The organism is Neobacillus sp. PS3-40 (genome assembly GCF_030915485.1).
Classification (GTDB): domain Bacteria; phylum Bacillota; class Bacilli; order Bacillales; family Cytobacillaceae; genus JAUZPL01.
Genome location: NZ_CP133266.1, coordinates 547,929 through 564,437, shown reverse-complemented (window position 1 = coordinate 564,437; position 16,509 = coordinate 547,929). Strand labels below are relative to the sequence as shown.

The window sequence follows — 16,509 nt, the reverse complement described above, 5'->3', positions numbered from 1 at the left end:
GTGTTTTTTTGACTTATCAGATTTATATCCATGAATTCTGCAAGCGTATCAGGACAACTATGCCTCTGTCATCGGACACGCAACTATTTTAGTGATGAATCATAGGATAATTTTGAGAATTTTTTAGGAGGTATTTTATGAACAGCTATATAAGTGGAGAAAATGATAATACCAACGAAGATAGTAACAATGATTTTAATCGAAATTTAAAGCAAGCAATAATCTTGATCGAAGAAGCGGTACAAGGGGAAAGAGAAGATCAACTTTTTTATGAGTATCTGATTACACAAGCACCTACACAAGAAGAAAAAGACATTATTGCATCCATACGTGATGATGAAGTTAAACATAACAAACTGTTTAGGCAATTATATAAAGAACTTACTGGAAAAGAGGTTAAGAGTAAAAACGGAGAAGAGTTTGCTCAACCAGGCTCCTACTTAGATGGAATAAAACAAGCATTGTTTGGTGAACTGAAAGCAGTCGAAAAATATCGTACTATTTATCAGGGGTTAAACAGGCAACATCACCGGGATGTATTATTTGAAATTATAACAGATGAAATAAAGCATGCCTCAAAATACAACTTTTTATATACATTAAACCGAACAGAGCCCACTACTACTAGTCGTGAACATAAGCAAAATGTAGCAACGACAGATAGCTCTATCCCTGATCAATGGCTACAATATTTACAACCATTAGTAACAAATGCTTTGAAGGAAGTTAATGAAGGAATAAATTTAACTCATTTATTTCAGGAGTATATTCTTGCAGGAGTTCTTGTAGGGAATAAATATTCCGTTCAGCAGGCAATTGAACAAGTTGAAAAATGGGAAAAGAGTGGAGAATCGAAGTTATTACAACAGAGCAAAAAAATGAAATAATAATATTTATGTAAATAGCACTTTAATTGAAAAACTGATTCAAGGATATTCAAAACGGGCAACAATCGTTTTTAAAAACCTATATATCTTCAGCAAATATGGACGGTGAATTACCGTTCTTTTTTTGTTAGCAATCTTTTTCTTTTAGTTTGATTTTCATCTTTTTATTAGGTGTAGATCATTACGATAAGAATTCAGAATCAAAATAATAAGAGCTTCATAGTATGAAAATTAACTGAATAGGGCCTTTACTCCTAAATATCCAAAATAAACTCCAAATCCAATCAGAGAAAATCCCGAAATTAGAGAAATGACGATAAGAAGGTTGTAATTTAAATATTTCCGAAATTGGATCGTTAAGAAAGCAAAAAAGATATCCCAAAAGGCTAATCCAAGTAAGATCATACTGCTATATAATATCAAAAAATGATTTCCGTTTGTTGCAGCTGTTTCTGCTAGAACAGATCCATAAATGCCTAGCCAAAATAATAAAGTTAAAGGGCTTGTAATTGACATAAAATAACCGGTAATAAAACACTTTACAATTGATTCTTTTTTTCTGCTTTGTTGTAGAGAAATAAGATTTGCCTTTAAAATACTTTCAATACCAGTGTATAGAAGAACAAAGGAACCAAAAAGCCAAAGGAATATTTTTATAACGGGTATATTGAGAATTTGAAGTAATCCAAAGTATACAAATGACATGAAAAAAATATCTGCAAGTCTAGCCCCAGTACCAACAGTCCATGCATGCCAAAACCCATTTTTAATTCCCTTATCTAATTTTACAGAATTTACTGGCCCCATTGGAGCTGCAAAAGTTAATCCCAAAAACATATAACTTAATAGGATACTTATACTCATTCCATCACACCATCTAAGTAAAGTTAAGAACTTGTACATTTTATGTATCCATTCAAGGTTTTAAAACCTTAAAAAGGAGTTTATCATTAATATTTATCGGTTGCTTTACTACTTATCATGTAAAGGAGTGTTTCGAAAGAAAGTAATGATACAAAAAGAAAAGACGCCTTAGCGCCTTTTCTTTTCTCAGCTATTCCTAATTTATATCCATAAATTCTGCTAGCGCATAAGGGCAACTACGCCTAATCATCGCCCTTTGGGGATCGTCAATCGGCGAGTTTTCTTTATTTTTATTTTGCCATTGGGCAATCTAGCGAAGTGGCACATTCAGAAACACCATGGTTCATCGCAATTGCACACTCAGATACACCTTTTCCATTGTCCATTTGAGCACAATGAGCAACATCTAAACCAGAAGCAAAAACGGATCCTCCAAAAGCCATCATTAAGATAAAAGTAGATGTAGCAACTATCTTCTTCATAATAATCCTCCCCGTGGTTTCAACTACTAACACTCTAGTAAAATAGTATAGAATTCTTTTGCAGAAAGTATGCAGAAAATAAGAAAAGTGCGTGAATAAAATCAACCTTTTTTTATAAACGGGTAGCGAACCTTCAAATAGGAAATTCGAATTTTGGTGATAGATTTAAAAAGGTTGAAATGATTCTAGGACCTTTTAATGATCTAATGGAAAGAAAAAGCCGTTACTCTTTCCGAAAATTTTGGAAGGAGAGTCGGCTTTTTAATAAGATAATCACGAAACCTATTTTTTGTGGTCTAGCACTGCACTTAAACTATTTTTTCCTCTAAACTTACGTCTTCAATCCTTTTTCCAGAAAATAAATTTGCAAGAGCATCTGGAAGGGCAATCATCGCTGGCAAGAAGACTGGAAGTAGTATAAAGCAAAGCACTACTAACCCTGTAATCACTGCTGTGGCCAATTCAAATAAAATGAGTAATCCGGAAGGTATCAGTGTTGCGAATGTTCCTCCAAGTATGATAACTGCTGATATGATCACACCACCGATATTTCTTGAAGCCAAAACGATTGCCTCTTTTGGCGACAAATGAGGATATTCTTTAAAGCGCATCATTAAGAATATACTGTAGTCTACTCCCAAGGCGACGATAATAATGAAGGAGAAGAATGGAACGAAGGAAGTAATTCCTTCAAGGCCCTGCAAACTTAAGAAAATAAAGTTTGTGATAAACATGGCTGCATAGTAAGCTCCTACAAGGGATGCTGTTATGAAAACCGGTGTCCAGAAGGATCTAATGACAAAGAACAGTACAAGCAATACGCCTATAATGACAATGACTGTTGTTTTATTTAAATCCCGAGACAATACATTATTCATATCATTTGTTGTGGCACTTGGTCCTGATACTCCAAATTTTGCATGTGAAAGCTCAGTACCTTTTAGTCCATTAGAAACAGTTTTATTTATTTTTTCTATCGTATTCAAGGCATCCTCTGAATAAGGATCGGCATTCAAAATAATCGTCATCTTTGTGATTTTTCTATCGCTGGACATAAACATATCTAAAGCTTTTTTAAAGTTTTTGTCGGTCAACGCTTCCTTAGGAATAAAGAAGGTTTTATTTGTATTAAGCTGTGTTAAGAAACCATTCGTTTGTCCTAGTCCGTCAGAAATTTTCTTTAACCCGCCATTTACATCTGATAGCTTATGTCCAAATGTACTGAATCCATTTAGGCCAGCTACAAGCTGCTCTTGACCTGTTTTCATCTGACCAAGTCCATTGGTTACATGATTCATATTCGTTACGATTGTACCGATTCCTGTGGATGTTTTACCAAGCCCATCTTCGAGTTTCTTCAACCCATCAGCCATTTGTGATAAGCCACTGCTCATACTTAGCAGATTTTTATTTGCTGTATCATAACCAGCAGTTACAGCATTATAATTATTATTTAGTGTTTTTATTCCTTCAGGTGTAATTTGAATCAACGAAGATGATACCTGATCTATAGTATTCTTTAATGCTAGAAAATTAGGGTCATTTTTGGAATTTGAATAACTGTTGCCTAAAGCATTCACCATTATTTGCATTTGTGACAGTGCATTTTTTACACCTAGAAGGGCCTGTGCCGCTTCTTGGTAGTGGGCACCCATCTCTTTATAACCAGCCTGCATCTTTCCATAGTTATCAGCTAAAACGGCTACTCCGCTGCTCATCTTTGAAAGATTTGTTTGTATCGTGGCTATACCGGTACTAATTGTTTGTGGATTACTAGAACTATCACCGATTCCCGCTTGGATTTGCTTTAATCCATTGGTTAAGGCACCCATACCATTTTGAAGCTTTGCAGTACCGTCAACCATTTGATTGACCTTAGAAAAGTCTGCTGATCCAAATCTTTCTTGAGCAAGTTTCAATCCATTGTGTATCTGATCGACACCATTTTGAGTTTTTGATATGCCATCCGTAACGGATCCCATTTGACTGTCGATGTAAAAACCATCAATTTGCTTACCAAGAGGTTGTGTTGCCGAAGATACCTGTTTGACTCCCTTAATACTCTTAAGCCTTTCAGTTAGGTTTTCAATTACAGCAAGAGAATCATTATTTTCAAGAGCATTACTATTTTCAATAACAACAGTAGCAGGCATTGCCTGGCCTTTACCAAAATGGTCAGCAATTAAATTAATACCTTTAGAAGAAGGATAGGAGTTTCCAAGTTCTTTAATGGTATCAAAATTTAGCTTTTCCTGATGTAAATACACCATTGGTCCTATGATCAAAAGGATCACTGCGATTGATAGAATCGGATGCTTTGTTGCAAAGAAGGATGTTTTACCCCAGAACTTGTTTTCCTTATGACCACCAACATTTTTAGATGGCCAAAATAGTTTTTTACCTAAAACCTTCATGATAAAAGGTGTTAGGGTTAAAATTTCAAGTAATAAAATGGTTGCACCGATTACTACAACAATACCGGACCTGTAAATTGGTGATTCGGAAAAAGCGAGAGCCAGGAAAGCAATAAATACAGTAAGTATACTATATGTAATTGTTTTACCTGCAGTTTTATAGGTGGTTACAATTGATTCGTCTATAGAATGACCATGGGATAGTTCTTCCTTAAATCGATTAAAAAGAAGGATATTATAATCAGTACCTATTCCAAAGAGGATAAGTACTAGCAACATTTGGGTAAGATTTGTTATTGGAAATCCAGCCTTATCAATTAATTGAGCTGCAATTCCCATTGAACAAAGATAGGAAAAGGCAACAGCTACTAAGGATATCAAAGGGGTAACGACCGACCTAAACGCAAGTACAAGAACTACTAAAATAAATAAAACTGTCAATGCAGCACTCTTTTCAACGCCGGTTTGAGATGCCTTCAAATAATCATTATTGATAAAATCTTCACCGCTAAGGTAGTATTTCACAGGAACATTCTTGAGTTTGCTATCAAATTCTTTTTTGATAGCATCAATTTCTCTTGATTTCCTTTCAAGCTTATAGCTAACTAGAAGTGTTGTACCATCTTTAGAAACTAAAGAACTTTTTGCATCTGGCATACTGAAGGGATCTATAATGTCTGAAATACCAAGCTCTGTGCCACTGTCACGAACTCCTTTTAAGGCATTACCGATTTTGTCCATTTCTTCTTTAGAAATTTTATCTTTGTCATAAAAAACAATAAGGTCATTCGTGCCTTTAGTAGAATCCATCTTTTTTAAGATATGATCTGCCTTTACTGAGGGGCTGTCGTCATTTAATGCTTGCAGTCCTTTTTGCCGAAGTATTGCATTGATGTCTGGCTGGAATAATGTAAGTAATATAGTTGCGATGAGCCATATTGAGAAAATAGCCCACCGGCTTTTTATGATCATTCTCATGTTGTATTCCTCCGTTTACATATTTTTCAAAAACCTTTACTTAAAGCCCGAGAAACTGTTCCAATCTTCTTTTCAGTTTTTGTTACGTGGTTGGCCATACAAAAAGGGCATCATAATATTCAACTGAAGTTGCCGGAAATGTCTGTCATGTTTTCGTCCTCATAAAACCCGATATCTATTACTCTTTTTTTCTTCTTTGTTAACTAAGGGTTGCCTAATTCATAGTTCTAAATTATATTAACACCATGATAAATAATCAACAGGCAGTTCGATAAAATACGTCTGTTATCGAACAAAATAACAGGAACTGTCGTTTACTTCTTCATTTTTTTTAAAAGGAGGACTTTATGAAAACGGAAAAAGTGGACCGGAGAGTAAAATATACTAAGATGGCACTCAGAGAGAGTTTATTAGAGCTGATGCTTGAGCGCCCTATCAACAAAATTACGGTAACTGAAATTTGCAGACATGCCGATATAAACCGCAATACCTTTTATATGCACTACAACTCGCAGTTTGATTTGTTATCTAGTATTGAAGAATCGTTTTCAGAGGAAATTAAAAAGGCGGTAGAACGTTCTTTGGATACTGGAGTTTTCGACGGTTTGGTTTCTGAAATTTGCCAATATATTGCGGAAAACGGTGATCTGTGTAAGATTTTAATCTCAGATCATGGAAATGGGGATTATTTAAAACGAATCATCTATCTTTTCCATGATCGAAGTATTGATAAATGGAAAAAAGAAGCCAATCACATTGATTTAAATCGGTTTGAAGCTATGTATTCTTTTATTTCAAGCGGATCCTCAGCCATTATCCATGAATGGCTGAAAAATGGAATGCGTGAAAGCCCGAAAGATACCGCCCAGTTTATTGAAAAAGCAATCTTCGCTGTTGAACAAGCGTTTTTGTTGTGAAGATGCTTAACATTTGGCCCCTACTCTCATGTGAAAGGTGATTTACAGGAAGGGTTGTTAACCGGTTTGAAGAACGTTTTTAAAGGATTCGAGGGAAAATCCTTTAGTGGAGTAGTGGAGATCTCATATGATTTCCACTACTTTTTTGTGTTTTTTCCACTATTCACATTTTAACAACTATATCGTTATATATTTTAAAGCATATGAAGCAAGCTGTACCCGATTTTCAAGTTGTAGTTTTTGTAATAGGTTTTTAATATGATTTTTCACCGTATTCTCTGCTATAAATAGATGTTCTGCTATTTGTTTGTTCTTTAATCCTTTTGATACTAAAAGGAGAATTTCTTTTTCTCTAGGTGTTAAAGAACTTATAGATGGAGTGTTTTGTATGTCACGCTCTCTAAATTGAAAAAGAAGTTTACTTGCTAGACCTCTTACTGCAGTATCTGATCCATCCACAATGGAGCGTAGATATTGCAGCCACTCATCTGGATCCATGTTTTTCAACAAATAGCCCTGTGCTCCGTATTGTATGGCTGTAAACAAATCCTCTACATGATCCGAGACGCTCAAAATAATAATCTTAATAAATGGATATTTTTCTTTTATTATTTTCGTTGCCTCTAATCCGTTTAAGACGGGCATTTCAATATCTAATAATAAAATATCTGGTAGTAGCTCTTCACAAAGCTCAATTGCTTCCTTCCCGTTCTTTGCCTGACCAATTATAAGAAAGCATGGATCTTCTTCAAGCATCTCCATGATGGCTTGACGTGCGTGAGGATGATCATCTGCAATTAAAACCCGGTAATTGTCCATTATTGTTCACTGCTTCCTTTTATGATTATATTTGTTCCATTGTCCTTTTCAGAGGAGATATCAATGGTAGCCCCTATTTTATGCACTCTTTCTTTCAACATGACAAGTCCGTATTTGTTTAGTGGTATTTCATTTATTAAAAAACCTCTACCATTGTCTTCAATGATTAGTTCCCATTTTTTTAGATTAGTATGAAACAAGAGAGATGCATGATCTGCATTTGAATGTTTTCTTATATTCGTAAATGCTTCTTGAATTATACTAAAGATTTGAACTTCTTCTGCAGGAGTAAAATAGTCTTCATCTAAATCGATCGAAACGATTAAATCAATCCCAGAAACGGTACTCCAATCATCCAGCCAACTTTCTAATCTTGGAGATAAAGAAACGTGTTCTGATGGACTTGTTCGTAAATTATAAATAGCTTGTCTAAGATTCGAGTCAATGGAATTTACCAAACCCTGTGCATCATTTAGTTTTCCCTTTTTTAAGTTTACATTTAATAAAAATAATGTTTGGGCAATGTTGTCATGTAGTTCTTTTGCGAGCCTTTCTCGTTCTTCATATATTGCACGCATTTCACGTTCTGAAGAAATACGGTGGTTTTTTTCTTCAATCATCTTAAACATCCAATTTGAAAAAATATAAGAAACGATAAATATTAAAATGGTAATGAAATAATTTCCTGTTTTCATGGACAAATCTTGAAGAAGTAAACCAGTATGTCGAAGAAATTCAAATCCACCGATAAGGATGGTTGGGATTAAAATCGTGATAATTTTTAAAAACTGGTATGACATTTTTGTATTCTCCTTAGAGTTTCTATCATTCTTAAAATTTCATTTTAATAGTAACAGAACAGAAAGATTTATGAAAAGGGCTTTACACGTTCCCTATTTCAATTCATTGTCAAAATTACGTCACATTTTCTGTCTAAACTAGCCCTTGTGGGTCATATAAAGGAATAGCATTCCCGGAGTAAAGTAACATTGTTAAGTTATTTATAGGAGGAAAACAACATGATAAAATTTTTCAAACTAGTATTACCAACAGTATTAGGATTATTTTTATTTTCAAGTGTAGCTAGTGCACACGTTACCGTAACACCAAAAACTTCCACTACTGGTGCATGGGAAACATATACTGTAAAGGTTCCTGTTGAAAAGGAGGTACCAACAACAAAATTCACTTTAAAAACTCCTATGGGGGTTGAAATTATGTCTTATCAGCCTGTTCCTGGTTGGAACTTTACTTCAGATAAGGATTCAAAGGGAAATGTAACTTCCATAACTTTTGATGCAACTGGGCAAGGGATTTTGCCTGGCCAATTCCAGCAATTCACTTTTGTAGGAAAAAACCCGGAAAATGCAACGAAAGCTGCTTGGGATGCATTTCAATATTATAAAGATGGCAGTGTTGTAGAGTGGACAGGTGAAGAAGGGTCAAAATTACCACATTCAATTACGGATATTGTTTCAGCCTCAACAGTTGCTCAGCATGATATGAAAAATATGAATCAAACTACTGAAAATTCTAAGAAAGTAGCAACAAAAACGGAACAAAAATCAGATTCCCTTCCTTTGATAGTATCTGGTGTTGCCCTTTTACTTTCAATAGTTGCAATTGTCCTTGCATTGCGTAAAAAATAACTAAAATGAATGTAATAAAGGGAATATAAAAAATTAATTTTTTTAACTTCATGTGTTTTGATAAAGTAATTTTATTAATAAATTGTGCTATTAAACTGATAAACCAATCCTAATTAAACTAGTTCTTATACCACGAAAAAACGTTAACCCAAGGATTAACGTTTTTTTTGAATTTTTTGTACTAACTTTTTAGATTAGGTCATATTGCTGAGTAATTTACATTACTTAACATGAAATGGATTTTTTGCAAGTCTGAAATAAAATGATGCAATTGTAATATTTTTAAAATTATATAAAATTGTAAGAAATTTTTGATACAAACAGAAGAAAGAGATGGTAGAATGTTGTACTATAGAACAATCAATTGATTGTTTTTTTTTTTTATGCTCTGTTAAACCTCATTGTTGTTTTTCATTATGATTAGGGAACAGGACATAAGATCCTTTTTTAAATAAGCGGAGATTTTTCGGTTAAATGCAGAATGGAGCTCGTTTCAGGGTGTTTGAACTGCCCCCTGTCAAGTAGACAGTGGAAATAATAAAAAAGATTTAAGCGGCTTTAGCTCTATATTCCATAGGGCTAAGGCCGTTTAATCGTTTTTGGTATCTATCATAATTATAAAAATGGATGTATTCATCTATCGCAAGAGAAAGTTCCTCAAATGTCTGATATTGATGTAAATAATACTTCTCACATTTCAGTGTTCCCCAAAAAGATTCCATTGGTCCATTATCAATACACCGACCAACTCGTGACATACTTTGTGTCATCTTTACCGCGTCTATCTTACGCTTAAATCCTTTTGAAGTGTACTGGAACCCACGATCACTATGGATAAGTGGATGTTCCCCATCTAATAGTACTGTAGCTTGGTCAAGCGTCTTGAATACAAGTTGATTATTATTGGAATGTCCTAAAACATAACTTACAATTGATCCATCATAAAGATCACGAATTGCACTTAAATAAGCCTTCTTTGATTGGCCATACTTAAATTCTGTTACATCTGTAACCCATTTCTCATTTGGTTTTTCCGCGGTAAATTCCCGATTTAATATGTTTTCTGCCACTTGTTGAGGTGTAGTGCTTTTATATTGTTTTTTCTTGATCCGAATGACAGAGCGTAAGCCAGCTACTTTCATTAGTCGATATATTCTTTTATGATTAAGTTTCTCTTCAAACTTTCTATTCATATGAAGGGTCATTTGACGATAGCCGAAGGTACTATCAACCTTTTCATGGAGAATTTTCATCTCCTTAATGATTTCTTTATTTAGTATTTCTCGGGAAGAAGGAGTACGATTAAGCCACTTATAGTATGCAGAACGTGCAATTCCCGCAATTTCACAAAGTAAACTAATGCTTAAATTCTCTTTCTCGTGAAGCTCCTGAATAGCGATGTACTTATCCTCAAATCGGATTTGACTTACTTTCGCCTCCTTTCGATCTCCTCTAACTTTTTTAAGAACATATTCTCCGCACGTAACCGTTCATTTTCTCTTTCCAACTTTTTAAACTGAATCTTGATTTTCTCTTCTGGAGTTAATTCTGCTTCTTCTTTTGTCCTTCCACGATTATCTTTAAGCGCTTCATCTCCACCATTTTCATACTTCTTAACCCATTGATACACTTGTTGGTAAGAAACATTATGTAATTCAGCTGTTTTTTGATAATCTTTACCGTTCCCCAAACAATTAATCACAATTTGAATCCGTTCATCCCAAGTAGTTTTTCTCCCTTTAGTCATAGAGCTCGTCCTTTCTTTTGACGTTTCCTTTATTTCTCTATGACTATTATACTTCTTGATCCAATTACTAAGTGTAGATTTATCAGTGAGTCCATATTTTCTGCTAATCTCTCGAAGAGAGTATTCCCCAGACTGATAATCTCTAATAGCTGAAAGCTTAAGTTCCTTTGAGTACATTTTCTTACTGGTTGATTCTTTTAGGCCATCAATCCCATCTTTATCGAATTTGTGTTTCCATTCCATAATGGTGGATTTGTTCACTTTATAGATAGATGCAATTTTATAAATTGAATAATTATCTTCCTCACACGCCCTTAATATCTTCAATTTTTCTTCTACAGGATAAGACCTTTTAGACAAAATAAATACTCCCCTTGAGTAAACAGATTTTTATTTTTTAATCTGTCTACCTAAAGGGGAGCATATCAGTTTAAGCGGAGGTTTTCCGGTTACGCAATGCAAAGTCCCCCATTTTCGCGGTTTTTGAGTCAATAGGCGGAAACTCTCCGTCTAATTAAGCTATTTTTAATCCAATTTAATAATTAATAGGAATTTTTCCGTCTATTAAGAATTCGGATAGGTACCAAATATCAATATTTACCTTTAATAGCCTTTTTTTAAAAATGCTACTCTTCCAATTTTATATTTAGATAGATAATAATTAATATACGAGAAAGTTGGAAATTACATTGAAATTAACAATTAGAAAAAAATTATTAGGTAGCTTTTTTTTGATCCTTATTCTTGTGATAATCAATAATTCTCTAGTCTTGAATCAGTTGAAACAAGCAGATGAAAATCTATTTAAATCAGCATTGGGAACCATTAATATTTTTACAGCATTGATTGTTATTTTAGGGATTATTATTGCTATTGTTACATCACATCAAATTAATAAATCACTAAAGGTACTTTCCCAAGCTGTGCAGCAAGTAGCATCTGGAGATTTGACGGGTACCGAGATTAAAATGAAACAAAAAGATGAAATCAGTGATTTGGCTAGGTCATATAACCAAATGAAACAGAGTTTAAGGGAAATCATTGGGGAGACAAGCCTAACATCTGAACAAATTGCGGCACTTTCAGAGGAGCTCTATGCAAGTGCAGAACAAACAAGTTTAACAATTGACCATATCGCTTCGTCCTATCAAACAGTTTCGGATAATGCAAATAGTCAATCTAAGGGACTTCAAGAAACCATTGGAATTGTTGGCCAAATGACTGAAGGAGTTCAACAAATTGTAAAGAGTTCACAAGAGATGGAGAACTCCGCAAAAAGTACTGCTGCTATTTCTGTAGAAGGAAGAAGTGCAATCAAGCAAACCATTGAACAAATGAATTCCATTCAAACGACCGTAGAACAAGTAGCAAGAACCATTCAGGGTTTGGGGGAACAAACTCAACATATAGGTAAAATTGTAGAAGTAATTACAGAAATTGCTGGGCAAACCAATTTGTTGGCTTTAAATGCTGCAATAGAAGCCGCTCGGGCTGGTGAGCATGGAAAAGGATTTGCTGTTGTTGCAGATGAAGTGCGAAAATTAGCAGAAGAATCTTCTCAATCAGCCAAAAGAATTACAGATTATATCCAAGATATCCGAGAAAAAATTAATGCCCTCATTCAAGAAATGGAACATGGAACAAAAGAAGTGGCAACGGGAATCGAGGTTGTCAACTTTGCTGGAAACTCCTTTTCCAAGATTGAAACATCTATTCATGATGTAGCTTGCAAAATTAACGAGGTTGGCTCTTCTATTAAACAATTAGTTTCAGGTGTAGAACAAGTTTCTTCCTCTACTCATCTTATTTCTTCATCTTCTGAAGAAATTGCTAACCAATCCTTAACTGTTTTTTCTGCTACTGAGGAGCAATCAGCATCTATGCGAGAAATAACCTTATCTGCTAACTCTTTATCATCAATGGCAGAAACCTTAAGAAATACTGTTGAAAAATTTAAATTATAGTATTACTTATATATTGATAGCTCTACTTCAGAGAGTCGAATATGGTTCATGACCTGATGGAAATAGGACTAGTAACTGTATGAAGAAGCTAAATAGAGAACTTGATTTCCTACTGATTCTTGACCTTTTTCTGCTAAATGGTGGCGATTCTTCAATAACGAAGGTCGCTTTTTTTCTTATTCAAATAACGGTTCAGTCAAGTTAAGGTGGATAATTGAACGGACAGATTAGCCAAAATGATCTGAACTCATTTCAATTACCCGTGAATCCAATTACAAGGGTTATGAAATCCTGCGAATAAGTGAGCATTCGAGAGATATTTGTAACAAGCTGAGGGAGTTGAAGAAGTAATTTGTTTTGGAACAATAAATAAATTACAGTTTAAAAAGTAAGGTTAAAATTGCCTAAATTAGGGGGAGACATCTTAGTGAAAATCCAAATTATCGGGGGCTCTGGTACAGGAAAAAGCACTTTAGCAAAATTCATCAGTGAGAAAGAAAATATCAAGTGGATTGATACAGATAGTTATCTTTGGAAAGATGATTCCTTTACAGAAAACAATCCGATTGAAAAACGAATAGAACTGTATCAAAATGACATGAAATCTAACAGTAGTTATATAGCCTCTGGTTCCATTTTTTATTGGTGTCCTAATGGATTTAGCAATCGTGACCTTTTAATTTTTCTTTCAGTTAAAGAAGAAATTCGCATGGAACGATTAAGAAACAGAGAAATTGAACGGAACAAACTTAATCAAATGTGGCTTGATGAAAATGGCGAATATACGAATGACTTTATAGAATGGTGTAAAACTTATCTGTCAGAAGAAGATAAGAGCATGGCGGGTACTTATGCGGAACAATCCTATCAAATGGAAATATCAAAAAGTCCGGTTTTAAAGCTCGAAAGCTCTAGACCTGTTGAAGAACTCTACACTGAAATTTTAAACCGATTAAATCTACACTCTAAGTAAAAAGAAAGGCAAGGGATTTACTTGTATCTCTGGTTTGGCAATTTCCCTATTTGAATAAATAGGAAGAATGGCTATTTCCTTCTTGAACGGGTGAGTCTGAATTATTGGTCCAAACCAAATAATAAACCTTAAAATGAATGCTTTCTTATTGTAACGGGTGCAATTCTTCAATAGCGAAGGAACGCTTTTTTTTATTTATTTTTCAAGTAAATCAAATGAAGGAAGGAATTAGCTGTATTTTATTGAATAATATGGAAATAGGAAACATGTATAAACGATTTAGGGAGAGTGTTCAATGAAATTTATTTTCTATCCGATAAGTGCCTTGATTATTGGAATATCTCTTATCATAGGTGCCTTAATCTTAAAGGGGGCAATTTTAACAAGCCATATTGGCACCGTTACCAAAAATTCTTCGATGCAGAATCCTTCTACGTACATCACAAATATTATGACAAAAAAACAACTCTCTGATTATCTTCAAGTTAGTGAAGAAACAATTGAAAGTATTATGAAAGAAGATAATAAACAAAAAGCCTTAATTGGTGATTCTTATGATACGTATATGTTTCTACCTTACTTAAAAATTGGTAACCAAGAACGTTTTTTAAAGACAGAAATCGATAAATGGTTACAGTATCAAAATGATATAGGTATTGGAACAAAGAACTAACAAAAAAATGATACTTTTCTTAAATTACTGGGTAGCAAGTGTTCAAGAACGAGGTTGTGACAGCAATCCTTTTCTTTTTTGTGCTAATGGTTCAGGTTCAACAATGAGTGAATACCATTTTCTTAATTAAGCAATCTTTCAGTTTTGTAGAAGAAGGGAAAGGATGGTATGAAATGGCAATTATCATAGCATTAGCGATTGCAATAATAGGTTCAGCAGTGGCGTACAAGTTATGTAAAGGAAAGTCGAAAAAAAGAAAATATATTATTTGGGGCATTGCTACTATGATAGCAATCGCACCGTTCTTATCTTTTTCAATTGGTTTAACATATGCAATTATTGTAGGGAATGGTTGGGCAGCATTGATTATGTGGTACTTATTTCCAATAATTTTCATCATAGGACTTATAATGTTATTAGTAGGTATCTTTAAGAAAGAAAGAACAACCACTATATAGCTTGATTGCCTTTGTGCTGCATGGATGGCTAACAAGGCATTAGTGAACAAGGAATATGTTTTTACAAAAAGCCTGTATCAATGATTACTTGGTAATCTAAGATACAGGCTTTATATTTAGATAACTTCTCTTTTTAGCTTAATGCTATTCACTTATTAATTTTCCGGTCATATTGTATGTTTACATTGAAGGCTGGAAGAGCGAACTCATGCCCGCCAGATTCAATTGGTATATCGTAATTAACTACTGATGATGAAATTTAGATGCAAAGACAGTAGTTTTATTTTATAATGATTGAGAAAATCTATGGTATATAAAGGAGGCAAACAAATGGCAATTCATTTTCTTTTGCCTAATTCTTCAGCAACTCATGCAAAGCCTGTTATTGGTACGGCGATACTTTGCATGGGGCCTAACCTACATTAAATCGCCCTTTCTGATAATTGGCTTTGCACCTTATTTTATAAAAAATAAATAAGGGGCTGGCTAAAATGAAATATGTGAAAGCAAGTGCAGTTTTACCAGAAAAACTAATATTAGAAATTCAAAAATATGTCCAGGGAGAGACAATTTATATCCCAAATTCCGAACCCACCCGTAAAAAATGGGGAACCAAGTCTGGCGGTAGGAGATTAATAGACAACCGGAATGCCTCCATTAAAAGTGCGTATGAGCAGGGAAGGACTATTACAGAATTGGCAGATAAATACTTTCTCTCCATTGAAACGATTAAAAAAATTGTGTATTCAAAGCACTGATATTCTCAGTGCTTTTTGTGTATAGATTAGATAGAATTATTTTCTACCTATTAAAATTGGCTCTTACCGTTTAAAGTTTAGGGAATGGATAGGAGGAATAAAAATGGAGCCATTTATTAGAACTGACCAGTTCCAGTTCATTAAATTACAAACGCAAATTCTCATAAATGGACACTCTAGCGTAAATGACCGGAATGTCCTCACTGCTCTAAAATCTTTGGCAAGCGATAAAGTGTCCAATCTGTTTTCCGATATTAACGCTGAACAAAAACAGTTAGTGGAACCAATCATCGAGGTGGTGGATAGCGAGAAGGCGGAAAAATATTTGGGGAAATTAAAGCCGTATGTCATACCTTTTAAACAAGTAACAGAGCAGACAGTTAAAAAACTTTTTCCGAAAGCCAAGAAGTTGAGGTTACCATCTTTGGATGGGATAGATCTCAAAGAATTGACCTATCTCGGCTGGAATGATAAGGGTACCAATAAAAAGTTCATCATCACACCTTATAAAAATGATATCATTGGGCTACATGGAACCTTCACCCCTGCAAGTAAAAAAGGATTTTGTACTCTATGTAACAGACATGCGGAAGTGGGCCTATTTATGTCAGAAACAAAAGGCATTGCACAGGGGACTTTCGTTCGAAGAGGAAACTATATTTGCATTGATAGCCAGAAATGCAATGAGAACTTGATATCGCTAGAGAAGTTAGAGGATTTTATTGCGGTTTTAAAAGGCAAAAGCAATCTGTAAATACGGATTGCTTTTTTAAATTAAAGGCACTGTTAAAGGTAAATGTTGATCTTTGATACCTGTCCGAATTCATAATAGACGGAAAAATTCCCGTTAATTAGTAAATTGGATTAAAAATAGAATAAATAGACAGAGAGTTTCCGCCTATTGACTCAAAAACTGCGAAAATGGG

Annotated in this window: 15 protein-coding genes; 9 read left to right on the top strand and 6 right to left on the bottom strand. The window is 34.3% G+C overall.

The window, feature by feature from the left end; genetic code table 11:
• Nucleotides 1–137: 137 nt before the first annotated feature.
• Entirely contained in the window at nucleotides 138–887 is a 750-nt protein-coding gene (locus RCG20_RS02820) for a ferritin-like domain-containing protein (protein WP_308182716.1), read from the top strand.
• A 231-nt stretch (nucleotides 888–1,118) separates the two neighbouring features.
• Here the strand turns inward: RCG20_RS02820 and RCG20_RS02815 are convergent, their stop codons facing one another.
• From RCG20_RS02815 to RCG20_RS02805, 3 genes are all read right to left on the bottom strand, one after another.
• The gene (locus tag RCG20_RS02815; protein ID WP_308182715.1) at nucleotides 1,119–1,751 is read right to left on the bottom strand and encodes a LysE family transporter; all 633 of its coding nucleotides are present in this window, start codon (nucleotides 1,749–1,751) and stop codon (nucleotides 1,119–1,121) included.
• A gap of 290 nt (nucleotides 1,752–2,041) precedes the next feature.
• Entirely contained in the window at nucleotides 2,042–2,233 is a 192-nt protein-coding gene (locus tag RCG20_RS02810) for a hypothetical protein (RefSeq protein WP_308182714.1), read from the bottom strand.
• A 308-nt stretch (nucleotides 2,234–2,541) separates the two neighbouring features.
• On the bottom strand, nucleotides 2,542–5,625 hold the full coding sequence (locus RCG20_RS02805) for an MMPL family transporter (RefSeq protein WP_308182713.1): 3,084 nt from the start codon (nucleotides 5,623–5,625) through the stop codon (nucleotides 2,542–2,544).
• Between the two features lie 347 nt (nucleotides 5,626–5,972).
• On the opposite strand from RCG20_RS02805, the gene RCG20_RS02800 reads away from it, so the two are divergent.
• Complete coding sequence (locus RCG20_RS02800) at nucleotides 5,973–6,542, top strand: TetR/AcrR family transcriptional regulator (protein WP_308182712.1); 570 nt, start codon at nucleotides 5,973–5,975, stop codon at nucleotides 6,540–6,542.
• Nucleotides 6,543–6,719: 177 nt separating this feature from the next.
• Here RCG20_RS02800 and RCG20_RS02795 read toward each other — a convergent pair whose 3' ends face one another.
• Nucleotides 6,720–7,361: a response regulator gene (locus RCG20_RS02795; protein WP_308182711.1), complete on the bottom strand. Its 642-nt coding sequence runs from the start codon at nucleotides 7,359–7,361 to the stop codon at nucleotides 6,720–6,722.
• On the bottom strand, nucleotides 7,361–8,161 hold the full coding sequence (locus RCG20_RS02790) for a sensor histidine kinase (protein ID WP_308182710.1): 801 nt from the start codon (nucleotides 8,159–8,161) through the stop codon (nucleotides 7,361–7,363). Before RCG20_RS02790 ends, RCG20_RS02795 begins: the two co-directional genes overlap by 1 nt.
• A 219-nt stretch (nucleotides 8,162–8,380) precedes the next feature.
• On the opposite strand from RCG20_RS02790, the gene RCG20_RS02785 reads away from it, so the two are divergent.
• On the top strand, nucleotides 8,381–9,010 hold the full coding sequence (locus RCG20_RS02785) for a YcnI family copper-binding membrane protein (RefSeq protein ID WP_308182709.1): 630 nt from the start codon (nucleotides 8,381–8,383) through the stop codon (nucleotides 9,008–9,010).
• A 548-nt stretch (nucleotides 9,011–9,558) separates the two neighbouring features.
• Here RCG20_RS02785 and RCG20_RS02780 read toward each other — a convergent pair.
• Nucleotides 9,559–11,117 (bottom strand): IS3 family transposase gene (locus RCG20_RS02780; RefSeq protein WP_308182080.1). Its coding sequence is split into 2 segments (ribosomal slippage): nucleotides 9,559–10,475 and nucleotides 10,475–11,117, totalling 1,560 coding nucleotides; the frame shifts between segments, so codons are not numbered across the junction.
• 329 nt (nucleotides 11,118–11,446) lie between these two features.
• Between RCG20_RS02780 and RCG20_RS02775 the strand changes: the two genes are divergently transcribed.
• The 6 genes from RCG20_RS02775 (at nucleotide 11,447) to RCG20_RS02750 (ending at nucleotide 16,337) form a co-directional block, all read left to right on the top strand.
• Nucleotides 11,447–12,721, top strand: coding sequence for a methyl-accepting chemotaxis protein (locus RCG20_RS02775; RefSeq protein WP_308182708.1), 1,275 nt, complete (start codon nucleotides 11,447–11,449; stop codon nucleotides 12,719–12,721).
• A gap of 427 nt (nucleotides 12,722–13,148) precedes the next feature.
• A complete protein-coding gene (locus tag RCG20_RS02770) occupies nucleotides 13,149–13,694 on the top strand; it encodes an AAA family ATPase (RefSeq protein WP_308182707.1) in 546 nt (181 codons plus the stop codon).
• 295 nt (nucleotides 13,695–13,989) lie between these two features.
• Nucleotides 13,990–14,367 (top strand): Clp protease ClpB, encoded by a 378-nt coding sequence (locus RCG20_RS02765; RefSeq protein WP_308182706.1) that lies wholly within the window; start codon nucleotides 13,990–13,992, stop codon nucleotides 14,365–14,367.
• A gap of 173 nt (nucleotides 14,368–14,540) precedes the next feature.
• Nucleotides 14,541–14,825 carry a hypothetical protein gene (locus tag RCG20_RS02760; protein WP_308182705.1) on the top strand — a complete coding sequence of 95 codons (285 nt, stop codon included), beginning with the start codon at nucleotides 14,541–14,543 and terminating at the stop codon, nucleotides 14,823–14,825.
• 491 nt (nucleotides 14,826–15,316) lie between these two features.
• Nucleotides 15,317–15,583, top strand: a complete 267-nt coding sequence (locus tag RCG20_RS02755; protein ID WP_308182704.1) for a CD3324 family protein — start codon at nucleotides 15,317–15,319, stop codon at nucleotides 15,581–15,583.
• Nucleotides 15,584–15,686: 103 nt separating this feature from the next.
• A complete protein-coding gene (locus RCG20_RS02750; RefSeq protein WP_308182703.1) occupies nucleotides 15,687–16,337 on the top strand; it encodes a FusB/FusC family EF-G-binding protein in 651 nt (216 codons plus the stop codon).
• Nucleotides 16,338–16,509: the final 172 nt, after the last annotated feature.